The sequence below is a fragment of the Collinsella sp. AM29-10AC genome, from assembly GCF_003469085.1.
Lineage (GTDB): Bacteria > Actinomycetota > Coriobacteriia > Coriobacteriales > Coriobacteriaceae > Collinsella.
On the sequence record NZ_QSKB01000010.1, the window covers coordinates 52,106 to 73,732 of the forward strand.

The 21,627-nt window shown below is 56.5% G+C and carries 19 protein-coding genes and 1 pseudogene; 7 read left to right on the top strand and 13 right to left on the bottom strand.

Annotation, left to right across the window (positions count from 1 at the left end):
- The first annotated feature begins 149 nt into the window (after positions 1 to 149).
- The 3 genes from DW754_RS04685 to DW754_RS04695 all read left to right on the top strand — a co-directional run bounded on the left by DW754_RS04685 (position 150) and on the right by DW754_RS04695 (position 4,972).
- Complete coding sequence (locus DW754_RS04685) at positions 150 to 1,022, top strand: hypothetical protein (RefSeq protein WP_117758783.1); 873 nt, start codon at positions 150 to 152, stop codon at positions 1,020 to 1,022.
- A 117-nt stretch (positions 1,023 to 1,139) separates the two neighbouring features.
- Positions 1,140 to 1,979, top strand: coding sequence for a tRNA (guanosine(46)-N(7))-methyltransferase TrmB (locus tag DW754_RS04690; protein ID WP_117758782.1), 840 nt, complete (start codon positions 1,140 to 1,142; stop codon positions 1,977 to 1,979).
- A 311-nt stretch (positions 1,980 to 2,290) separates the two neighbouring features.
- Positions 2,291 to 4,972 carry an RNA helicase gene (locus DW754_RS04695; protein ID WP_117758781.1) on the top strand — a complete coding sequence of 894 codons (2,682 nt, stop codon included), beginning with the start codon at positions 2,291 to 2,293 and terminating at the stop codon, positions 4,970 to 4,972.
- 78 nt (positions 4,973 to 5,050) lie between these two features.
- Here the strand turns inward: DW754_RS04695 and DW754_RS04700 are convergent, their stop codons facing one another.
- The 11 genes and pseudogenes from DW754_RS04700 to DW754_RS04760 form a co-directional block, all read right to left on the bottom strand.
- Positions 5,051 to 6,808 (bottom strand): DUF2130 domain-containing protein, encoded by a 1,758-nt coding sequence (locus DW754_RS04700; RefSeq protein ID WP_117758780.1) that lies wholly within the window; start codon positions 6,806 to 6,808, stop codon positions 5,051 to 5,053.
- A 140-nt stretch (positions 6,809 to 6,948) separates the two neighbouring features.
- The gene (locus tag DW754_RS04705; RefSeq protein WP_233508869.1) at positions 6,949 to 7,494 is read right to left on the bottom strand and encodes a metallophosphoesterase; all 546 of its coding nucleotides are present in this window, start codon (positions 7,492 to 7,494) and stop codon (positions 6,949 to 6,951) included.
- A gap of 66 nt (positions 7,495 to 7,560) precedes the next feature.
- Positions 7,561 to 7,740: a hypothetical protein gene (locus tag DW754_RS04710; protein WP_117758778.1), complete on the bottom strand. Its 180-nt coding sequence runs from the start codon at positions 7,738 to 7,740 to the stop codon at positions 7,561 to 7,563.
- A gap of 421 nt (positions 7,741 to 8,161) precedes the next feature.
- Positions 8,162 to 8,422 (bottom strand): annotated as a pseudogene (locus DW754_RS11260) (topoisomerase DNA-binding C4 zinc finger domain-containing protein); the annotation flags it as partial.
- Between the two features lie 169 nt (positions 8,423 to 8,591).
- Positions 8,592 to 9,329: a 23S rRNA (adenine(2058)-N(6))-methyltransferase Erm(B) gene (erm(B), locus tag DW754_RS04725; RefSeq protein WP_001038795.1), complete on the bottom strand. Its 738-nt coding sequence runs from the start codon at positions 9,327 to 9,329 to the stop codon at positions 8,592 to 8,594.
- 124 nt (positions 9,330 to 9,453) lie between these two features.
- Positions 9,454 to 9,537 carry a 23S rRNA methyltransferase attenuation leader peptide gene (locus DW754_RS04730; RefSeq protein ID WP_001814874.1) on the bottom strand — a complete coding sequence of 28 codons (84 nt, stop codon included), beginning with the start codon at positions 9,535 to 9,537 and terminating at the stop codon, positions 9,454 to 9,456.
- Positions 9,538 to 9,609: 72 nt separating this feature from the next.
- A complete protein-coding gene (locus DW754_RS04740) occupies positions 9,610 to 10,002 on the bottom strand; it encodes a hypothetical protein (protein WP_222847410.1) in 393 nt (130 codons plus the stop codon).
- Positions 10,003 to 10,459: 457 nt separating this feature from the next.
- Positions 10,460 to 11,224, bottom strand: coding sequence for a ChbG/HpnK family deacetylase (locus DW754_RS04745; protein WP_117759834.1), 765 nt, complete (start codon positions 11,222 to 11,224; stop codon positions 10,460 to 10,462).
- 227 nt (positions 11,225 to 11,451) lie between these two features.
- Positions 11,452 to 12,651 (bottom strand): MFS transporter, encoded by a 1,200-nt coding sequence (locus DW754_RS04750; RefSeq protein WP_158561655.1) that lies wholly within the window; start codon positions 12,649 to 12,651, stop codon positions 11,452 to 11,454.
- 242 nt (positions 12,652 to 12,893) lie between these two features.
- Positions 12,894 to 14,273, bottom strand: a complete 1,380-nt coding sequence (locus DW754_RS04755) for an aldehyde dehydrogenase (protein ID WP_117759830.1) — start codon at positions 14,271 to 14,273, stop codon at positions 12,894 to 12,896.
- An 8-nt stretch (positions 14,274 to 14,281) separates the two neighbouring features.
- Positions 14,282 to 15,502 carry an iron-containing alcohol dehydrogenase gene (locus tag DW754_RS04760; RefSeq protein WP_117759829.1) on the bottom strand — a complete coding sequence of 407 codons (1,221 nt, stop codon included), beginning with the start codon at positions 15,500 to 15,502 and terminating at the stop codon, positions 14,282 to 14,284.
- Positions 15,503 to 15,757: 255 nt separating this feature from the next.
- Between DW754_RS04760 and DW754_RS04765 the strand changes: the two genes are divergently transcribed.
- Positions 15,758 to 16,318, top strand: coding sequence for a ferritin family protein (locus DW754_RS04765; RefSeq protein ID WP_193221714.1), 561 nt, complete (start codon positions 15,758 to 15,760; stop codon positions 16,316 to 16,318).
- Positions 16,319 to 16,559: 241 nt separating this feature from the next.
- On the opposite strand, the gene DW754_RS04770 is transcribed toward DW754_RS04765, so the two are convergent.
- Together DW754_RS04770 and DW754_RS04775 are read right to left on the bottom strand one after the other, a co-directional pair.
- Positions 16,560 to 17,441 carry a hypothetical protein gene (locus DW754_RS04770; RefSeq protein WP_147336402.1) on the bottom strand — a complete coding sequence of 294 codons (882 nt, stop codon included), beginning with the start codon at positions 17,439 to 17,441 and terminating at the stop codon, positions 16,560 to 16,562.
- A 542-nt stretch (positions 17,442 to 17,983) separates the two neighbouring features.
- The gene (locus DW754_RS04775; protein WP_117759823.1) at positions 17,984 to 19,420 is read right to left on the bottom strand and encodes a PLP-dependent aminotransferase family protein; all 1,437 of its coding nucleotides are present in this window, start codon (positions 19,418 to 19,420) and stop codon (positions 17,984 to 17,986) included.
- A gap of 145 nt (positions 19,421 to 19,565) precedes the next feature.
- Between DW754_RS04775 and pdxS the strand changes: the two genes are divergently transcribed.
- The 3 genes from pdxS to DW754_RS11265 all read left to right on the top strand — a co-directional run bounded on the left by pdxS (position 19,566) and on the right by DW754_RS11265 (position 21,580).
- Positions 19,566 to 20,456 carry a pyridoxal 5'-phosphate synthase lyase subunit PdxS gene (gene pdxS, locus DW754_RS04780; protein ID WP_117759822.1) on the top strand — a complete coding sequence of 297 codons (891 nt, stop codon included), beginning with the start codon at positions 19,566 to 19,568 and terminating at the stop codon, positions 20,454 to 20,456.
- 20 nt (positions 20,457 to 20,476) lie between these two features.
- Positions 20,477 to 21,064 (top strand): pyridoxal 5'-phosphate synthase glutaminase subunit PdxT, encoded by a 588-nt coding sequence (gene pdxT / locus DW754_RS04785; protein WP_117759820.1) that lies wholly within the window; start codon positions 20,477 to 20,479, stop codon positions 21,062 to 21,064.
- A 360-nt stretch (positions 21,065 to 21,424) separates the two neighbouring features.
- The gene (locus tag DW754_RS11265; RefSeq protein ID WP_199411498.1) at positions 21,425 to 21,580 is read left to right on the top strand and encodes a recombinase family protein; all 156 of its coding nucleotides are present in this window, start codon (positions 21,425 to 21,427) and stop codon (positions 21,578 to 21,580) included.
- Positions 21,581 to 21,627 lie beyond the last annotated feature (47 nt).

Consider the following 21,627-nt stretch of genomic DNA (forward strand, 5'->3'; position numbering starts at 1 on the left):
TTGACAACCGGCGGTTGCGGGTGCATATGAGCTGCGGAAATGTGTCCAAACGAAGCAATGGCACCTAGCCCGGTTGTCCCCGTTGCGGCGTTAACGGTAGTATGGTCGTACTGTTTATTCCGCACCGCCAACGGAGGGAGTTCCGCGCCGTGAACCGCGATTTCGCCTCATCGCTCATCCAGCTCAACAACACGTTCTATCGCGAGCACTCCGCCTCCTTTTCCGATACGCGTCAGGCCCCGTGGCCCGGCTGGGTGCGCACCATGGACATTGCGCTCGAGCAGCTCGACGTCGCCACGATCGAGCATCCCGTCCGCGTCTTCGACCTTGCCTGCGGCAACATGCGCTTCGAGAACTTTGCCGCCGGCGGCACGCTGGCTGCCAAAGGCGTGGACGGCACGAGCCCCTCGGCAGACGCCAGCTGCCCCTTCGAGTTCTATGGTGTCGACTCGTGCCAGGACCTGGCCATCGATGCACGCGGCCACGCCCTGCGCATTCCCAACCTGCACTTCCAGGAACTCGACGTACTCGACGCCCTTATGAAGCTCAACCCCGCCGAGACACCCGACGTGCTTTTCGACGCCCCGCTCGCCGACATCTCGGTCTGCTTTGGCTTTATGCACCATGTGCCGTCGTGCGAGTACCGCGTACGCGTGCTCGACGCCCTGGTGCGCCAGACGCGCCCGGGCGGCATCATCGCCATCAGCTTTTGGGAGTTTATGAACGACGAGCGCATGGCGCGCAAGGCTGTTCGCGCCGAGGCCCGCGCCGAGCTCACCCCGCCGTTTGAGGGTTACGATTCCGCGCAGTTTGAAGCCGGTGACCACCTCATTGGCTGGCAAAACGACCGCCACGCCTACCGCTATTGCCATCACTTTGACGATCAGCAGATCACCGACCTGGTGCGCGGTGTCCGCACGTTCTACAAGAGCGGCGAGGTTCCCGTGCGCGAGCTTGAGCGCTTCCATGCTGACGGTCGCAGCGGCGAGCTCAACCGCTATGTGATTCTCAAGCGCCTGTAGGCACCGACGACTCGCCGCCGAGCCGCATCGCATCTTTTGGGCAAGCTATGCCCGCCCTTTTCAACCCATTGACGGAACGCGTAGCTATGCGTTCCATACTTATGACCAAGGAGCCTCATGGGAGCCGTCCACGTTCGCACGCCTAAGAACTTTGTGCTCGAGGAGCGCCTGGAGCGCTACGCCGATGCGATTGAGACGAACCCCGAGGCCTATGCCGGAGATTGGCGCAAGGCCTGCGCGCCAGTTGGCAGCAAGCCCTTCGAGCACCTTCACCTGGATCTTGGCTGTGGCAAGGGAACGTACCTTGTAGAGCGCGCAGTCCGCGAGCCAAACACCCTCTTTATCGGTATGGACCAGGAGCCCATCTGCATCGCCTATGCCGCGCAGAAAATCTGCGAGCAGAAACTGACCAACGCACTCGTCCTGCCCCGAGGCGCCGCATCGCTGCCGCAGCTATTTGCCGCAGGTGAGCTCGATGCCATCACCATCAACTTTCCCACGCCGCAACCCAAGGCCAAGTACGCCAAAAAACGACTCGTCCATGTCGACCATCTGATGCTCTACCGCCCGCTCCTTGCAGCCGGCGCCACCGTCACCCTGCGAACCGACAGCAAGCCATTGCGCGACTACGCCCTGGGGCAGTTTGCCGCGGCCGGCTACGACACGCTTTGGACAAGTGACGACGTGCGCCGCGACCATCCCGAATACCCCGAGACCGAATATGAATGCCGCACGCGCGAGATGGGCGCCGCCGTCTATGGCATTTGCGCCACACCCGGCGCGCAGCCCAGCGATGAACAGCTCGCGGCGGGCCGCGCGCAGGAGCAAAGCCTAGCCTGCTACCTGCCCGATAACCTCGATGAGCTCGCCTATGTGCCTCTGGGCATGGAAGAAGCCGTCGAGAACTTTAGAAACCGCGCCCGCAAGGGCAAGAAGCGCTTACCGCAGGAGTCCTAGGGGCTTCTGATGGTCGCGGCGTCGGCAAACAAGCGCGAATAGGCGCCAACGAACGACCCTCGAGCCTAAGTGAGTAGACTTTTTTGCAATAGCCAAGCACAACCCGCATAGCGAAAACTAAAACCGCAGGTAGAGCGCTTGCGCAAAAGCCATGTGCTCGCGATATTGCAAAAAGCCTACTCACTTAGCTGGCAACTGCACCAAACGGCTGGGCAGAACGCCCATTTCCTGCATTTTCTCGCGTGCCGGCGCCCTGCATCGTTGCTACGCCATAATAGTTGGCGGACAAACGCGAGAGAAAGCAACCACACATGGTACAGACCACGACAGATACCGCTGCCAACACCGTTTCCGGCGCCGGCGCTGCCAGTTCATTCTCGGGCGGCACGGGAACCGAGGCAGAGTTCGGTTCGCTCGGCGCGCTCTCCCCCACCTGGTGGGAACCCGAAGACGGCAGCGAGCCCGAGCCATGGCTCACGCCCGACCAGGCCTTCGAGCGATTCTTTGAATGGACGAGCAATCGCGGTATTGAGCTGTGGGACCACCAAGAAGAGGCCCTCATGGACCTGGCTGCCGGCGATCACGTCATTTTGGGAACACCGACCGGATCGGGCAAGTCGCTTGTCGCGCTGGGCATGCTCTTTATGGGCATGGCGCAGGGCAAACGTTGCTATTACACGGCTCCTATCAAGGCTCTGGTCAGCGAGAAGTTCTTCGATCTGGTACAGGTGCTCGGCCGCGATAACGTCGGCATGATCACCGGCGACACGCATATCAACACCAAGGCGCCCGTCATCTGCTGCACGGCCGAAATCCTTGCCAACGATGCACTCCGCGAGGGCGAGGGCGCCGACGTAGGCTGCGTGGCCATGGACGAGTTCCACTACTTTGCCGACCCCGATCGCGGTTGGGCCTGGCAGGTGCCGCTGCTCACCCTGCCTCACACGCAATTCATGCTCATGAGCGCCACGCTCGGCGATGTCACCGCGATCGCCGCTTCGCTCGAGGAACACACCGGCGCTACCTGCGACTTGGTCGTCGATGCCCCGCGTCCTGTTCCGCTGAGCTACGACTATGTGACGACCTCGCTCGAGGGCACCGTCGAGCTCGCCATGCGCCGCGGCGAGGCCCCGCTCTATATCGTACACTTTAGCCAGGATGCCGCCCTTGCAACGGCGCAATCCCTCGCCAACTTTGGCATTGCCAGCAAGGAGCAGCGCAAGGCTATTAAGGAAGCCGCCAAAGGCACGAGCTTCTCCACGGCTTTTGGCAAGATCCTCAAGCGCTTGCTCGGCTGCGGCGTCGGCGTGCACCACGCCGGTATGCTGCCGCGCTATCGCCTGCTGGTCGAGCGCTTGGCGCAGCAGGGCCTGTTGCCCGTCATCTGCGGCACCGATACGCTCGGCGTCGGCATCAACGTGCCCATCCATACCGTGGTGCTCACCGCGCTCACCAAATTCGACGGCTACAAGATGCGTCGCCTGCGCGCCCGTGAGTTCCATCAGATTGCCGGTCGCGCCGGTCGCTCGGGCTTCGATACCGAGGGCATGGTCATCGCCGAGGCACCCGAGCACGAGATCGAGAATGCCAAGCTTATGGCCAAGGCGGGCGACGACCCCAAAAAGCTCCGCAAGATTAAAAAGAAGAAGGCCCCCGAGGGCTTTGTCACCTGGAACAAGCAGACGTTCGAGCGCCTGATCGAGACGCAGCCCGAAACGCTCAAGCCGCGCCTGCGCATCACGCACTCCATGGTGATTAGCGTGGTCGAGCGGGGCGGCAACGCTCGCGCCCGCGTGCACGACCTCATCGAGACAAGCCTGCAAACGCCCGAGGAAAAGGAAAAGCTCGAGGTTCGCGCCGACGAAATCTTCGCCACGCTCATCGATTCCGGCGTCGTCGTGCGCACCGAGGTGCCGCCCGCACCCGACGCCCCGACTGACGCCGCGCCGGATATCGACTACGCGCTGACGGTCGACCTGCCCGAGGACTTTGCGCTCGACCAGCCGCTCTCGCCGTTTTTGCTTGCCGCGCTGGAGCTGCTCGACCCCGAGAGTGAGACCTATACCATGGATTTAATCTCAATGGTCGAGGCGACGCTCGAAGATCCCAAGCAAGTGCTGCGTGCGCAGGAGCGTGCCGCACGCGATCGAGCTATGGCCGAGATGAAGGCCGACGGCATCGAGTATGAGGAGCGTCTGGAGCGCATTCAAGACGTCACGTACGAAAAGCCGCTCGAGGATTTGCTCGACGCCGCTTTTGACAAGTACTGCCAGGAAGTACCCTGGGCAAACGACTACCAGCTCTCTCCCAAGAGCGTCCTGCGCGATATGCTGGAAAGCGCGAGCGATTTTAAGGGCTACATTCAAAAGCTCGGCATCGCCCGCTCCGAGGGCATTTTGCTGCGCTACCTGGCAGAGGCTTACCGTTCGCTCGACCGCACCGTACCCATCGAGAAGCGCGACGAGCGCCTGCGCGACATTATCTCGTGGCTGGGCTTTGTGGTGCGCTCGGTCGACTCGAGCTTGGTAGACGAGTGGGAAAACGCTGGCAACCCGGCAGCCCTCGACGCCGCGCCGCCGCAGGGCATCGACGAGGTCGTGGCGGACCGTCGCGGCTGCACGCTGTTGGTGCGCAACGCGCTCTTCCGCCGCGTGACTCTTGCCGCCCGCGAGCATGTGCGCGACCTGGGCGAACTCGACGACGACTGGGGCATGAGCGAGATCCGCTGGCAAAAAGCACTCGACGCTTACCACGAGCAGCACGAGGAGATTCTCACCGACGGCGACGCGCGCTCCTCTGCTATGTTCTCGATCGACGAGTCCGACGAGAAGGCGCTCCACGTGTGGCACGTGCACCAGATTTTTGCCGACGAGGACGGCGACCACGACTTTGGCATCATGGGCGATGTCGATCTGGACGCCACGCAAGACGGTGGCGAGGTCATCTTCAAGAACTACCGCGTCGGCTTTATCGAGGACTTGCTCGAAGACTAGCCAACATAATGGAACGAAACGAAGCGGGGCCGCTGGCAACATCGCCAGCGGCCCCGCTCTTGCACTATCCGCTATGCCTTACTCGGCATCCTCGACCTCATACGAATCTGCCTCGGCTGGCTCATCGTTTGTCTCTGGTGTAGCCTCATGCGCCTCGTCAAACGCTGCCTTCATGGTCTTGTTGCCCCATGTGAGCTTGCGGATGGTAAGCTCATCGGCCTTGTTGTGGGCAAGACGCAGGTTCTCGGTGCTGCGGCGCAGGTCGTCCTTGGTCTTCTCGAGCTGCTTAATGGCGGCATCGATCTCCTTGATTGCCGACTCGAATTGCTTACTCGCCAAGTTGTAGTTGCGCGAGAAGCCATCCTTGAACTTCTCCATCTTGGCTTCGAAGTTCGTGACGTCGATATTTTGCTGTTTGTACTCCGCCAGTTCCTGCTTATAGCGAAGCGAACCCATGGCGGCGTTGCGCAGCAGCGTAATCATGGGAATGAAAAACTGTGGGCGGATCACGTACATCTTCTCGTAGCGATAGCTCACGTCCACGATTCCTGCGTTATAAAGCTCGCTCTCGGGCTCGAGCAACGTGCAGAGCACCGCATACTCGCAGCCTTTCTGGCGGCGATCGTGATCGAGTTTCTTAAAGAAATCCTCGTTCTTGTGTTTGGTCGCGGTCTCGTCGTTCTCGTTTTTCATCTCGAACATGATCGAAATGATCTCGTTGCCGCTCGCGTCGCACTCGCGGAAGATAAAGTCGCCCTTGGTGCCCTCGGACGCATCGTTGTCTTTCTCGAAGTACGCGTTGGGAAACGCCGTCATGCGCAGACGATTAAACTCGGTCTCGCAGTGCTGCTCGAGCGACTCGCCCACCATTTTGGTGGACAGGCGGACCTTCATGTCCTTAAGACGCTCAATCTCTTCATCCTTGTAGCGAATTAGTTCATCGCTCGCGCGCTTGGCCTGCGCAAGCTCGAGCTCGTGTGCCGCCTTGGCCTGCTCCTCGCGAGAATCACGCACCGCCAGCTCGCTCGTCAGCTTGGCACGCGCCTCATCGCGCTCTCGCTCCGCCGCGGCGACCGCCTCTGACAGGTTCATTTTGGCCGTCAGCTCCTGTTCGCGCAGCTGCGCACGCAGACCCTCGGCCTCTTGCTCGGACTGAGCCTTTGCAGCGGAAAACTTCTCCTTCACTTTCGCCTGATAGTCGGCAAGCGTGCGCTCGGCCTCGCTGCGAGCGGCATCGAGCTCGCGCTGCGACTCGGCAGCAGCAGCGGCAAGCGCCATCTCCTGAGCCTTGTCTGCCGCGGCAAGCTTGGCCTGCAGCTCGGCAATCTGGGCATCACGCGCGGCTACATCGTTTTGAGCAGCGTTGCGCGCCGCCGACTCGGCAAGCTTGGCTTCATCATCCTTGCGTCCCAGCTGCGCACGCAAATTGTCGATCTCACGCTGGAGCTCGGCGTTCTCCTTTTGAGCATCGGCACGGGCCTCGACCGCCGCGCGCTGGCTTGCGCTCTCGCGCTCTGCGGCAGCGCCCTCGAGCTTGGCGCGTAGCTCGGCAAGCTCGGCATCGCGCTTGGCGACTTCTTGCGCCAGCTGTTGAGCCGCAGCGTTCTTCTGCTCTACGAGCTCAGCGTCGCGCTGAGACTCTGCCTTTTGCAAGGCAGCCGTCGAACGCGAGCGCTCAAGCTCCAGCGCCTGCTCGCCTTCGCGCTGGACTGCCTTCACGCGCTCGTCCAGGTCGCGCGAGAACTCGGCATTGCGCACCTGCTTGACGATATCCGCATAACCGGACGCATCGACCTTAAAAACTTCACCGCAATGCGGGCACTTGATCTCGTTCATGGCAGCTCCTCGATGGACGCAAATTTCAACCGCCTACACTCTACCGCGCCGCACGGACAAAAAAGGCGCCGCCGCCATAATGGCAACGGCGCCAGAGCCACCACAAAGGTGCCCGTCCCCTTTGTGGTGGCTCTGGCGCCCTATAACCCAAAGAAGCTAAGAATCTGATCGCGGCTTACGGGCTTGTACTCGTTGGCATCGAGACCGACATCGTAGCGAAAGATAGGGCGTTCGCGATCGCGGTTGCGCACGTTGGTGCGGTCTCCCCTGCTGTGGATATGCCCGTGTAGCATGATGGCGCCACGCGCCTTGCCGTTCCAGCTGAGCATGGGGTAATGGCTCAAAACCAGGCGATGGCCCTTGGCATAGCCAGGAGCAATCTCCAGGTAATCGCGCACGTCTTCCCAAATCTGCGGTACGTCGGGATCTTCCCAGTCGCTGTCATGGTTACCACGGATGAGCGTCACATTCTGGCATTCGATGCACTCGCGCAGGCGCACCGCCTCCGCCAGGGGCAAACGATAGGTAAAGTCTCCCAAGATATAGAGGCGGTCGTCCACAGCCACGCACTCATTGATGGCATCGATGACCTTGCGGTTCATCTCCTCGACCGAATCAAACGGTCGGTCCATGTCGTGCAAGATATTCGTATCGCCCAGGTGCAGGTCGGCGGTAAACCACATCATCGTCTCTGTCCTCATTTCGCAACGTGTTCAACTCGTGCTAAGTATACAGACGCAGCGATGCGGCGGTTATCCAAAGAGCCCGCCGAACAGTCCGCGGCGGCGCTTGTCTTGCTTTTTCGAAGCGTCGCCCTGAGTTTTCTTGTCCTGCCGCTTCTTACGGTCCCGCTCCAGCTCGTCATCATCGAGCAGTAGATCCCACTCAAACGGATCATCTGTCAGATCGAACAGGTCGTCATCATCAAACATGACCGCCTCCATTGCCAGTTAGCGAGCGTCCACCACATAGTTGAGAAGTCTACGGATCCGTGCGGACACAAATACATCCTGTCTGCGTTTTTCAATCGCTTGCCGCAACGCTTGCGCGGCAGAGCGCTTGCGGATAAGATAGGAACACGGATGGCACCCGTGCCCGCGGGTCTTGCCAACTCCAGTACACGTTTACATCGTGAGAAGTGGCCGTCTTCGCTTACGCGGGGGCGGCTATTTCATTCGGCCGATAAATAGGCCAAGTTCGATAGCCGCGATCAACAACGCCAATAACGAAATAACATCGCTTACGTTCATACCAAATCCCTTCTAAAGGGAGCTGGCCCATCCGTGCCCCATGGCAGTAGTCTAACGCAAAATACAGGTAATAGGAACATCTGTTCGCATTACCTGTGTCTTTTTATTTTGAAAAAGAGATAAAATCAATATATCCCTTTTCCCCAATTTTTACAACGGCATTGTAGGGCTTTTTCTCTTTGTTTTTGATTCCTTTTACCAGGGTTTCTTTTCCCTCCAGTAATTCTTTTACATTCGTTTTGGTTAGTTTTTTCTTTCTAAAATGTTCAGCTAAAGTAAACTTACATTCAGGATAATTTGAACAACCATAAAACGATTTTTTTAATACAATATTGTTGCCACACTTAGGACATTTTCCTACAAGGGGTCCCGAGCGCTTAGTGGGAATTTGTACCCCTTATCGATACAAATTCCCCGTAGGCGCTAGGGACCTCTTTAGCTTCTTGGAAGCTGTCAGTAGTATATCTAATAATTTATCTCCATTCCCTTTAGTAACGTGTAACTTTCCAAATTTAAAAAAGCGACTCATAGAATTATTTCCTCCCGTTAAATAATAGATAACTATTAAAAATAGACAATACTTGCTCATAAGTAATGGTACTTAAATTGTTTACTTTGGCGTGTTTCATTGCTTGATGAAACTGATTTTTAGTAAACAGTTGACGATATTCTCGATTGACCCATTTTGAAACAAAGTACGTATATAGCTTCCAATATTTATCTGGAACATCTGTGGTATGGCGGGTAAGTTTTATTAAGACACTGTTTACTTTTGGTTTAGGATGAAAGCATTCCGCTGGCAGCTTAAGCAATTGCTGAATCGAGACTTGAGTGTGCAAGAGCAACCCTAGTGTTCGGTGAATATCCAAGGTACGCTTGTAGAATCCTTCTTCAACAATCAGATAGATGTCAGACGCACGGCTTTCAAAAACCACTTTTTTAATAATTTGTGTGCTTAAATGGTAAGGAATATTCCCAACAATTTTATACCTCTGTTTGTTAGGGAATTGAAACTGTAGAATATCTTGGTGAATTAAAGTGACACGAGTATTCAGTTTTAATTTTTCTGACGATAAGTTGAATAGATGACTGTCTAATTCAATAGACGTTACCTGTTTACTTATTTTAGCCAGTTTCGTCGTTAAATGCCCTTTACCTGTTCCAATTTCGTAAACGGTATCGGTTTCTTTTAAATTCAATTGTTTTATTATTTGGTTGAGTACTTTTTCACTCGTTAAAAAGTTTTGAGAATATTTTATATTTTTGTTTATGTAATCTCTCCTGAAGTGATTACTTCTATAAACAAATACAGAAGTTAAACGATTTGTTTGTAATTTTAGTTATCTGTTTAAAAAGTCATAAGATTAGTCACTGGTAGGAATTAATCTAACGTATTTATTTATCTGCGTAATCACTGTTTTTAGTCTGTTTCAAAACAGTAGATGTTTTATCTACATTACGCATTTGGAATACCAACATGACGAATCCCTGCTTCTTAATTACAAATTTTTAGCATCTAATTTAACTTCAATTCCTATTATACACAAAATTTTAAGATAAATCAATAGCTGTTGTTAAAATATCGCTTGCTGAAATAGTTTCTTTTTCCGTGTGAATATCAAAATCAATAAAGAAGGTATTGATTTGTCTTAAATTGTTTTCAGAATGTCCTTTAGTGTATGAACGGTTTTCGTCTGCATACGTACCATAACGATAAACGTTTGGTGTCCAATGCGTAAATGTATCTTGATTTTCGTGAATCGCTTCTTCGGAAGTCAGAACAACGCCACGTCCGCCAATCATGCTTTTTTTTGAGCGATACGCAAAAATAGCCCCTTTACTTTTACCTGGCTTGGTAGTGATTGAGCGAATTTTACTATTTTTAAATTTGTACTTTAACAAGCCGTCATGAAGCACAGTTTCTACAACAAAAGGGATATTCATTCAGCTGTTCTCCTTTCTTACGAAAATTAATTAGTTAGAAGCTACGATCAAAGTTGAATCACAACAAAAAAGGCAATCAACTAAGTTTTTCTTAATTGATTGCCTGGTATCTTCTTAAAGACTTGAAATCCCCTCAAAAACCCGATATAATGGGTTTACAGATATTTAAGTATCTGATTAATAAAGTAATTAAATACTTTACCAAATTTTGGGTCTCGACTTCTTTAATTGATTGGTGGTAATCAATTAAGGCTCGCAGTTAAAGTTTCTCAGGCTTTAACTGGTCGTGGCTCTTTTTTTGTATTCTTTATTCAGTTCGTTGTTTCGTTATATCTAGTATATCGCTTTTTAAAAAACACACAAACATGCGCACGGACAAAAAGGCGCCGCTGCCATAATGGCAACGGCGCCAGAACCACCACAAAGGCGCCTGTCCCCTTTGTGGCGGCTTGGGTCCCTACAGGTCGCGGTAGTCGATCAGGCGAAGATCGGGTTGAGACTCAAGCCAAGCGCGGAGCTCGGGGTCGATCAGTGCATCGACCTCCTTGGCACGATCGGTCGTAAGCGAGCTGTTCTCAAGGATAAAGCGGTCGAGGTAGCCCGGATGGCAGACAAAGATCACCGTCTCACCGTCCACCATCTCGCGGACCGTCTGCATGATTGCCTCTTTGGGCTCGTAGCCCGGCTCCATCGAGCGCATCACCATGCGCAGGTCGGTATCTCCGCAATGCACCACTGCCGCAGGGTCGAAGCTCGCCTTTTGCTCCTTAAGGCCCAGTTCCTGGGCAACCGCCGAGATAGCTCGGTTAAGGTTTTTGCTCATGACAGCATGGGCCTCAAAGTAATCCGGCTCGCGGCCCACGATCTCGACAAAGCGGTCATGCTGCGCACGGATCTCGATGCAGGCCTCGTCGAAGTCTATCAACTCCTCGCCGCGCTTAAAATACTCACGGAAGGTACGGCTGCTATGGAACTCGCCGTTTTCGTTGAGCATGCTCGGAATGCGCGCCGGATCGGCACACGGCCTGCCCAGACACACGTTGGTATGCTGGCCCACCGCAACGTCGGCATCTGCCACGAGCGACCAGCCACGTTCGGCCTCGGGCATATTGGGCATAAGGCCTACCGAACGCACCAGACCCTCGTTGACGCTGCGGGCGATGCCTAAGTCAACGGCATACGAATACCCGATGTCGTCGGCACGGATTAAAAGCCGTTTCATAACAACTCCCCCAATCTATGGAAAACTCACCACAAGGGGATACCTTTGTGATGGTTCGAGAATTACAGCTCGAAGAATCCAAGGCTCCAGTCGTGGCTTGCGGACTTGTAGCCGCCGGCGTCGAGCCCCGCGTCATAGCGCAGAATCGAGCGCTCGCAATCGCGGCTGCGCACATTTCGCCCCCCCCAAACTACTATATTCAGAAGGGCAAGCGGAATGCCGAGGGCCTAGCCCCGACGCCGGGCGATTGCCCAAAACGCGCAGGCGATAGCGGCCGTTGCCAGGCTTGCGCCAACAAGCACCCCCTGCACGCCAAAGGCATCGGCCAAAAACGGAGCAACGACCAGCGGCAGCACGCCGGCGCCGTTGAGGCCCACGCGCATCACGCCCAGCACGCGCCCCACCTTGGCAGGGTCGCTCAAGCGCTGGGTGAGCGTGACGCGCACCGGTCCCATGGCGCCAAAACCAATGCCACAGACAAGCTGCCCCACCGCAGCGACGGCAACATGGGCGGTACCCACATACACAACGGAGCCCACGCCCGTCACCAGCAGCATCGCCGCCAAAAGCTCCAGCCTGATGCGTCCCGACGGCACGCGCATGATCAGGTACGACCCCAGTGTTCCGCCGATGCCAGCAATGGCCGACAGCCATCCCATCCACTCCGCACCCACGCAAAGAACATCGCGGTAGAACAGCGACTCGAGCGAATCGAATGCCCCGTAGGAAAAGAAGCCCATAAAGCCCATGAGAAAAATCAGGCGCAGGTCGGCATCAGCTGCCGTGGCAATAACGCCTTCCCAAAGCGATCGCAAGCCCGTCGCCTCAGCGCGAGACTCCGGCTTAGCGATGCCCTGAACAGCAGCGCCTTCACGCAACGAGGTCGCAAGCAGTAGAGCGGGAACAGGTGCCACCGCAAGCAGGAAAAACACCCCTTGATTGGAAAGGACCGAAGCGATAACGCCTCCAAGCGCAGGTCCAACGATCACCGCGACGCCTGTCGCGATGTTGTTGAGGCCGTTAATGTGCAGAAGCTCCTCGGGGGCCTCCGTCAAAAAGCGCGGATAGGCGTCCATGGCCGTGGTCCCCGCGCCAAACAACAGCCCGGTAGAGATGGCGAGTAGCGCAAGCGCGGGATAGGACACGGGAGCAACAAGGCCAAAAACGCCTGATGCACATAGCAGGACGCAAACGGCCAGAAGCACATGACGCGGGCCCAAGGAGTCCACAAGTGCGCCGGCGCAAAACGTTGCAAAAATGAGCACCAGGTTGAGTCCAAACACGAGCGCGGACGTCTCAAATGCGCCGGCCCCGAGAACGTAGGCGCCGCAGCCAATGATGCCGACAAAATACGTCGACTGAAATGCAAGCTGAATAAAGAAATTTACCGCAACCAAACGGTGCGATGGAGAAAGAAGACGGGACATAACAAACCCCTCATGCATATGAAAACCAAACGAGACAGCCTGAGCGCCATCAGTCCATGTAGGTCTCGAACATATGCATAATCTCCCCTTTACTGCGGTCGTCCCGTATTCTAGCACCGATCTGGCGTCCCGCCTCTGCGCGTTGCCTTCAAAACGCTCCGCGCTCCGGCGCCTGGGCATAAGAAATGGCCATCTTCGCTTACGCGAGGGCGGCCATTTTGCTTGTCTCTATGTCATCGATTCTAATGCACAAACATGCGCACGAACTTGTGCTTCCAGCTTGCATACGGGGCATAGCGGAATGGCACGTCCAGCCACGTTGCCTTGTTCACGATGCTCTTCTTGTGGCTAAACGTATCGAAGCTCTCGCGTCCATGGTACTGTCCCATACCGCTCGCCCCCATGCCGCCAAAGCCCATATGGTTCGTGGCCAAATGCATGATGGTGTCGTTGACGCAGCCGCCGCCAAAGGGCGCGTAGCGCACAAAGCGCTGCTGAACCGCGCGATCCTGACTAAAGATATACAGGGCCAGCGGCGTCGGACGATTCGTGATAAACGCCTCGGCCTCATCCAGGCTCTCAAACGTCAGCACCGGCAAGATGGGACCGAAAATCTCCTCCTGCATTACGGCGTCCTCAGGCGCCACGCCGTCTAGGATAGTCGGCTCAATCTTGAGCGACGACTCGCGCGCCGTGCCTCCCAGCACAACCTTGTCGGGGTCGATCAGTCCGCGTACGCGCGCGAAATGCTTGGCGTTGACGATATGCCCGTAGTCCTCGTTGTCAAGCGGGTGCTCGCCAAACATGCGACGGACCTCCTCCTTGATGAGACCCAGCAGCTCGTCATGCACACGCCTATCGACCAGCAGGTAGTCGGGCGCCACGCAGGTCTGCCCCACGTTGAGCCATTTACCAAAGGCAATGCGCCGTGCCGCGACCTTCAAGTTTGCCGTCGCGTCCACAATGCAGGGGCTCTTTCCGCCCAGCTCAAGCGTCACGGGCGTAAGGTTTTTACTTGCGCGCTCCATGACGAGCTTGCCGACCGGCACGCTACCGGTAAAGAAGATTTTGTCCCAGCATTCATCGAGCAGCGCCTCATTCTCGGCACGCCCGCCCTCGACAACCGTCACCAAACGGGGGTCAAACGCCTCTTCACAGATTTGCTTGAGCACCGCGCTCGAAGCCGGCGCATAGGCACTCGGCTTGATGACCACGGTGTTACCCGCAGCGAGCGCGCCGGCGAGCGGCTCGAGCGTCAACAAAAACGGATAGTTCCATGGAGCCATGATGAGCGTGACGCCATAGGGCACGGCTTGCGTCTTGCACACGCTAATAGCATTGGCGAGGTCGCAGGGGCGCAGACGCGGGCGGCTCCATCGAGCCACATGCGCGACCTGATGGCGAATCTCGGAAAGCGACGTGCCGATCTCGCACATATACGCCTCGTCATGCGACTTTCCCAAATCGGTCTTGAGCGCATGGGCGATATCGCCCTCGTGGGCCCGTACCGCATCACGCAGGCGCACGAGCGCGCGACGGCGAGCGTCGACATCAAACGTGGCGTGCGTCTTAAAGTAGGCGCGCTGATCGCCGACGATGCGCGCAATCTCCTCGGTGTTCATGAGCCCTCCTAGTTCTCGTCTTCAAACATACCACCCGCAACGACCTCGTACATACGCTCGAGCTCCAAACGGTCCATCAAAAGCGGAACGGGGTACAGCGGATTGGCCTCGACATCGGCATGCGCCGCCATTTCGGGAATGTCGGAGCGGCGAACGCCCGTCACATATTTAGGGATTCCCAGGGCGGCGTTCATACGGTCGACCCAATCGATAAAGGCCTCGGCCGCAAGACTGTCCTGCGCGGTAGCCGGCGCAATGCCCGCCATGCGAGCAAGATCGGCAAGCTTGGGGGCGGCGGCGTCACCATAAGCGCGAAGCATGTGCGGCAGGATGATCGCGTTGGCCAAGCCATGCGGAATCCCGTATCGTCCGCCCAAGCTGTGTGCGATGGCATGCACATATCCGACATAGGAGCGGGTAAACGCAACGCCCGCCTTATACGCCGCCGATAGCATATTGCGACGCGCCTGCATGTTGTCGCCATGTTTATTGGCCTCGAGCAAATTGTCGTGGATGAGCTGGACCGCTTGACGCGCCATCTTGCGCGTGTAGGGCGTGGTGCTGCGGCCGATAAAGGCTTCGACAGCATGCGTTAGGGCATCCATACCCGTCTGCCCAGTAATGGAGGCGGGCAGGCCGCGCGTAAACTCGGGGTCGTGCACCGCAAAGCGCGGGATAAGCACAAAGTCGTTAATGGGGTACTTGTAGTGCGTCTCGCCATCGGTGATAACCGCTGCGAGCGTGACTTCGCTTCCCGTACCGGCGGTAGTGGGAACCGCGATAAGCAGCGGCAGGAGACGGTGGACGCGCAACAGGCCGCGCATCTTGTTGATGGGCTTGTTTGGCTGCGCAATGCGCGCCCCCACACCCTTGGCGCAGTCCATGGCCGAACCGCCACCAAAGCCGATAATGGCCTGGCAGGCGTTCTCCCGATACAGGGACGCCGCTTCCTCCACATTCGAGACCGTGGGGTTCGCACGCGTTTCGGCATAGACCGTAACGCCGATTCCCTTGGACGCGAGCGCACACTCGAGCGAGGCCGTAAGCCCCAGGCTGGCAATACCGGGATCCGTCACGATAAGAACCCGCTGTATCGAGCGTTTTTGAAGCACCGCGGGGACATCCTGGGCGTGCTCAAGAATGCATGGCTCGGTATAGGGCAGCACCGGCAATGCGATGCGAAAAACCGTCTGATATGTTCGGCACCAGGCACGACGGGCTAGATGCATAGAGGAAACTCCTTTATTTGTTGATAGGTCAACATTTTGATCGACCGATTGTACTCATCGTCGTCCGAAAATGGCTTGCCAACCGTTAATCAATCAACATCTTCATCTGTTAAAAAATGTTTTATTAAAAATCATTCCTAATAGGCTTCACTTTCAGTCTCATTTATGGATAATAGAACTCGTTAAGACGCACGTCCGGAGAGGGCCCTTATGGGACCGGGCGAGCGCACCATCGCCATCGATCGAAGGGATCGAATCATGAAATTTGTTTGCCCCGTTTGCGGTTATGTTGAAGAGTACGACGGCGACCAGCTGCCCGAGGATTTTAAGTGCCCCCAGTGCGGAGTGCCCGGTTCCCGCTTCCTGAAGCAGGATGAGGGTGGCTTTACTTGGGCTGCCGAGCACGTTGTGGGCGTTGCCAAGGAGGGCGTGCCCGAGGACATCGTCGCCGACCTGCGCGCCAACTTTGAGGGCGAGTGCTCCGAGGTCGGTATGTACCTGGCCATGGCCCGCGTCGCTCATCGCGAGGGTTATCCCGAGGTTGGCCTTTATTACGAGAAGGCAGCCCATGAGGAGGCCGAGCACGCCGCTAAGTTCGCTGAGCTCCTGGGCGAGGTCGTGACCGACTCCACCAAGAAGAACCTCGAGATGCGCGTTGAGGCCGAGAATGGCGCCACCGCTGGCAAGACCGATCTCGCCAAGCGTGCCAAGGCTGCCAACCTCGATGCCATCCACGACACCGTCCATGAGATGGCTCGCGACGAGGCTCGTCACGGCAAGGCCTTCGAGGGCCTGCTGAAGCGCTACTTTGCCTAAGCCAGCCGCCTGAGAGATAATCTCTAGCTCGATGAGGCCCGGACCGTATCGGTTCGGGTCTTTTTGTGTCTCGACAACTCGTAAACGCCCTGAAATAGGACCACCTTCGGCATCGGCTTTTCGTCAAAAAATAAGTGAGTAGACTTTTTGGAACTTGCCGAGCAGACCATCCATATTGCTTTATAAAACCGCAGGTAAATAACTTGCTGCAAACCGGTCTGGTCGCCATCACGCCAAAAGTCTACTCACTTAGAACCGCTGCCGTCCACGATTGAGCCTTTTTAAATCTAACGGGCATCCTTTCGCCGATTTCTCCCAGTGTTGACCAGTCCATGAATAGCTCAGACCGGAGTAATGCCTCGGCCCTTTGCTCATCCGAGCTTTTGTCACGATATTCAACATCGAGCATCCTGCATACGGCTTTTACGATCGCGCGGAATCTACCCTCATCGGATATCTGCCCGTGTGTCAGGAGCAGGACGTCGTAGCCCATGGCCTGAAGCGCCGTCATACGGTCGGCGTCACGCAGGCCATCCCCCGCGCGCCCGTGTGAGGCCTTCCCCTGACATTCGATGGCCACCTGCCGCCTTCCGTCCGGCGAAGACAGAAGTAGGTCAATGTATACGCGGGACTTGCCTTCAATCGCCCGAGCACTTGCGCTTAGCGCCACTTCGACATTGAGCTCTATGCCGCAAAAACCTTCACCTCCCAGGGATCGCGACAGTCCAAACAACAAATACGCCTCAACCTCAAAAGGCGATGCGGCGCCCAATGGAACGAGATGCGATACCGCCATAAATCGATTGCCGTAACGCATCCCGCAAACATCTGAACAAAAACGGTCAAGGTCGCCGCCCAAAACCAAAGCGTCTCGACGCCATAAATTTGAGGCGGTACCGTCCTCGGACGGACAGCGCGACCAGCCCAGCGTTGTCGAAATCGCGCCCGAATCAATTGCACGCGAAAGCTCCGCCTCAAGCGCCGCCGGCAGAGCGCACACCGCAAACAAGCCGCACATTTCCGCCAATACCAAAAGAAGCTGAAGATCCGTCAGATGCCGCGACATGATGAATGCCGTCAGTAGAGGAGATGTAATCAAAAACCCATGCTCCGTTTCCAGCACAGATTCCCTGGGGAGCTCGCCAAGAAACAGCCGCTGCCTCATGCTGGCTGGACAAGTCCGCTTGTTTCTCGTCCGAACCAATGTATACAGCGGAAAGCCAAGCACAACCGCAGCCGTCGGGTTACGGGAGAGGTCATATCGCTGCCGGTCTTCTTCTGGTCGTGGAAGCGGCGGACACAAAGCGCGGACTTGAGGGGGCAAACGCCAGTACCTAAAAGCCGATATGTCACAAAGTAGATCCTTCATAGGCACAGGAAAACACGGATTTCAACACAGCCGGTCTCGCTATGGCGCGAACGCAGCGAAAATGGCGTCGAACGGACTGTCAAGTTTTCAACAGCCCTCCCCAACTGACCAAAAGCTTGCCAAGAACTGGACGGGACCCTGTTGAAAACCTCATTTTTTTCTCGTGCAGGAGCTGTGCGCGGCAAGTGAGTAGACTTTTTCGAACTTACCGAGCAGACCGATCATCCTGCTTTTCAAAACCGCAGGTAGATAGCTTGTTACAAAACTGCCTGGTCGCTAAAGCGTCAAAAGTCTACTCACTTAGATTGCAGAGTGTCCCCCATTAGCTGCAATTCCAAGGTATTAAGCACATTTGGACTCAAATCGTCATACTGGACAAGGATTCGAGTCGGGTTTTCATGGACAGATGCGCTATCGGCACACCAATAACAGTCACTGATATCGACAAAAGGGATGCTCGAGCGCGTGAGGGCCTGTGCAAAAGAGCTTCCGCCCGTTCCACGCTCCGCAACCACAGTGCAGTAAAGGCCTGCGTCTGCATGCTCGATCGAGACCTCCCCCGCCGGAAATGTCTTCCGCACAAGCGCCGCCAGGCCATCACGCGCCTCGCGAGCACGAACGCGCACGCGGTTCACATGTCGCTCGTAATCACCCGATTCCAGCAAACGCGCCAAAGCGACCTGGTCAACAGAGCTCACCGACGAGGCGTAAAAACCAAGGTTGTGCTTAAACCGCTCCATTAGTTCATCGGGCAACACCATGTACGCTAGACGCAACGCCGATGACAGGCTCTTCGAAAACGTGTTGGTGTAGATAACTGACTGGGCGGCATCGATCGACGCGAGCGCGGGAATCGGCTTGCCGGCAAGGCGAAACTCACAATCAAAGTCATCTTCGATGAGATACCGACCTGGTCGCTCGGTGGCCCAGCTCAGCAGCGCGTAGCGACGCGCAATGCTCGTCACAAGGCCGGTCGGATACTGATGGGACGGCATCAGGTGAAGGACATCGGTCCCGGTTTTCTGCAGAGCGCTCAGGTCCACGCCGTCATCATCCAACGGGATATGTCGTACTTGGCAACCCATAGCCTGATAGATGCGCGTCAGGCGCAAATAGCCCGGGTCCTCAACGGCATACACCTTGTCGGCTCCAAGCAATTGAACCAACATGGTATCGAGCAGCTGGGCGCCCGCACCGATAACGATGTTGTCGGGGTCGACATTCATGCCCCTCGTCCCGCGTAGATGGTGCGCAATCGCACGTCGCAGCCGAGCGGTGCCCTGCGCCGGCGCGGGCGAAAAGATTTCACGTTCGTCTTCGGATGTCAGCGTCGCCCGTAGCGCGCTTTGCCAAAGCCGCGCCGCCTCCAAAGCGGAAGGAGACAGTACATCGAATTGTTCGACCCGTCCGTTGACATCATGCACGCTGGGGTCCACGGAGGCGACATCTCGGTCGATGCCCTCCGCAGCCGAAGCCAAAACCGGTGCATCCGGAAGTTCGCACGCGTAGTAGCCGCGCCGCGGCTTTGAGCAAATATAACCCTCGGCAAGCAACTGGCTATATGCATTTTCGATTGTAATGACACTGATTCCCAGATGACTGGCAAAGGCGCGCTTAGACGGCAAATGCTCTCCCGCCGCAATGCGCCCAGCAACGATATCATCTCGAATTTGCTGGTAAACATACTCATAGAGCGATGCCTCGCCGCGTTGTTCCAAATTGTAGTCGAGCATGAGTTTGTCACCTGACCTTATCGAGTCATTCAATCTGATATTAGTCTGACCTTGTTATTATCTTGAAAACTGAGTATTTCGCCATACCCAGCTCCCCGATAGGATGTTCCGTCAAGCAATGCACATGCCAACCAAGGGAGCAACCATGGCAGAACAGACCAGCAACGCCGATCGCGTCAAACTCAACCGCGAGCTCGCGCAGATGCTCAAGGGCGGTGTCATCATGGACGTCACCACGCCCGAGCAGGCACGCATCGCCGAGGAGGCAGGCGCCTGCGCCGTCATGGCGCTTGAGCGCATCCCGGCCGACATCCGCGCCGCCGGCGGCGTGTCGCGCATGAGTGACCCCAAGATGATCAAGGGCATTCAAGAGGCCGTCTCCATCCCCGTTATGGCCAAGTGCCGCATCGGCCACATCGTCGAGGCGCAGGTCCTTCAGGCCATCGAGATCGACTACATCGACGAGTCCGAGGTTCTCTCCCCCGCCGACGATGTCTACCACATCGACAAGACCCAGTTTGACGTCCCGTTTGTCTGCGGTGCCCGCGACCTGGGCGAGGCGCTGCGCCGTGTTGCCGAGGGCGCCACGATGATCCGCACCAAGGGCGAGCCGGGCACGGGCGACGTCGTCCAAGCCGTGCGCCACATGCGCAAGATTCAAAAGCAAATCTGCGACGTTGCTGCTCTGCGCGATGACGAGCTCTTTGAGGCAGCTAAGCAGCTGCAGGTTCCGGTCGAGCTTGTGCGCGAGGTCCATGCCACGGGCAAGCTTCCCGTGGTGAACTTTGCCGCCGGCGGTGTAGCAACCCCCGCGGACGCCGCGCTGATGATGCAGCTGGGTGCCGAGGGCGTCTTTGTCGGCTCGGGCATCTTTAAGAGCGGCAACCCCGCCAAACGCGCCGCCGCCATCGTTAAGGCTGTGGCAAACTTCACCGACGCCAAGCTCATTGCCGAGCTTTCTGAGGACCTGGGCGAGGCCATGGTCGGTATCAACGCTGACGAGATCGAGATCATCATGGAGGAGCGCGGACGCTAGTCCAGCAGAAAGGATCGCACATGAGCGATTATGCAGGCCAGACGGTCGCCGTGCTGGCGGTCCAAGGCGCTTTTGCCGAGCACGAGACAAGACTATCCGAGCTGGGCGCACGTTGTATTGAGCTGAGGCAGGCGGCTGATTTGATGCAGGACTTTGACCGTCTGGTACTTCCCGGCGGCGAGTCCACCGTTCAAGGGAAGCTGCTTGATGAGCTGGGCATGCTCGAGGAGCTTCGCGCCCGTATCGCTGAAGGCATGCCCGTCCTGGGCACCTGCGCCGGCTTGATTCTACTGGCTCACGACCTTGCCGCCCATGACGATAAGGGCACGCCGCGCCTGGCAACCATGGATGTACTCGTTGAGCGTAATGCCTATGGCAGACAGCTCGGCAGCTTTCACACCAAGGGGCAGGTAGACGGCATCGACGGTGAAGTGCCATTAACATTTATCCGTGCGCCCCGCATCGTCGAGGTGCACGGCGACGCAAAGGCCTTAGCGAAAGTCGACGGCCGTATCGTCGCCGCGCGCCAGGGCAACCAGCTCGGCGTAACCTTCCACCCCGAACTCGACGAAGACACCCGCCTCCACGAACTGCTCCTACAAATGTAGGAAGAACAGAAACGAGAGTGGATAATCCCCCACCTTGAGCATGAATATGGGCTCATACCAGGAGATTATCCACTCTCATACTATGTAGTCGTTGGGGACGTTCTTAAACGACTACTCAAACAAGAACGTCCCCAAAGGGTCACTATAATAAGGATAGAAAGGTCGTGAAAATACAAAACAGGAGGTTACACACATGAGGAAGCAGGAGCAAAAGGGTAAAATCACAGCATTGTACGAAAGGTTATCTCACGACGATGGGCGGTCTGACGAGAGCGTGTCCGTAGAAAATCAAAAGCGCATCCTGGAGGACTACGCCCGAAAAATGGCTTCACTAATGTCCGCCACTTCACCGATGACGGGGTGCGGGGAACGACCTTCAAGCGGCCCGGCCTGGACGCTATGGTGGACGAGATACGGGCCGGAAATGTGGCTACCGTCATTGTCAAAGACCAGAGCAGAATAGGCCGTGACGTGGTGGAGGTCGGCTTGCTCAAACGCACCTTTGACGAGGGTTGATTTTCAATCTCAGCGCAACAGCCTGAACGGACCCCGCGTTTCCGCAG

Coding starts and splice junctions, on each gene's coding strand:
- DW754_RS04760 (WP_117759829.1), bottom strand. CDS start 15,502: ATGCATCTAGCCCGTCGTGCCTGGTGCCGAACATATCAGACGGTTTTT.
- DW754_RS04695 (WP_117758781.1), top strand. CDS start 2,291: ATGGTACAGACCACGACAGATACCGCTGCCAACACCGTTTCCGGCGCC.
- DW754_RS04775 (WP_117759823.1), bottom strand. CDS start 19,420: ATGCTCGACTACAATTTGGAACAACGCGGCGAGGCATCGCTCTATGAG.
- DW754_RS04755 (WP_117759830.1), bottom strand. CDS start 14,273: ATGAACACCGAGGAGATTGCGCGCATCGTCGGCGATCAGCGCGCCTAC.
- DW754_RS04745 (WP_117759834.1), bottom strand. CDS start 11,224: ATGAAACGGCTTTTAATCCGTGCCGACGACATCGGGTATTCGTATGCC.
- pdxS (WP_117759822.1), top strand. CDS start 19,566: ATGGCAGAACAGACCAGCAACGCCGATCGCGTCAAACTCAACCGCGAG.
- DW754_RS04710 (WP_117758778.1), bottom strand. CDS start 7,740: ATGTTTGATGATGACGACCTGTTCGATCTGACAGATGATCCGTTTGAG.
- DW754_RS04740 (WP_222847410.1), bottom strand. CDS start 10,002: ATGAATATCCCTTTTGTTGTAGAAACTGTGCTTCATGACGGCTTGTTA.
- DW754_RS04690 (WP_117758782.1), top strand. CDS start 1,140: ATGGGAGCCGTCCACGTTCGCACGCCTAAGAACTTTGTGCTCGAGGAG.
- DW754_RS04700 (WP_117758780.1), bottom strand. CDS start 6,808: ATGAACGAGATCAAGTGCCCGCATTGCGGTGAAGTTTTTAAGGTCGAT.
- DW754_RS04730 (WP_001814874.1), bottom strand. CDS start 9,537: ATGTTGGTATTCCAAATGCGTAATGTAGATAAAACATCTACTGTTTTG.
- DW754_RS04705 (WP_233508869.1), bottom strand. CDS start 7,494: ATGATGTGGTTTACCGCCGACCTGCACCTGGGCGATACGAATATCTTG.
- DW754_RS04750 (WP_158561655.1), bottom strand. CDS start 12,651: ATGTCCCGTCTTCTTTCTCCATCGCACCGTTTGGTTGCGGTAAATTTC.
- pdxT (WP_117759820.1), top strand. CDS start 20,477: ATGAGCGATTATGCAGGCCAGACGGTCGCCGTGCTGGCGGTCCAAGGC.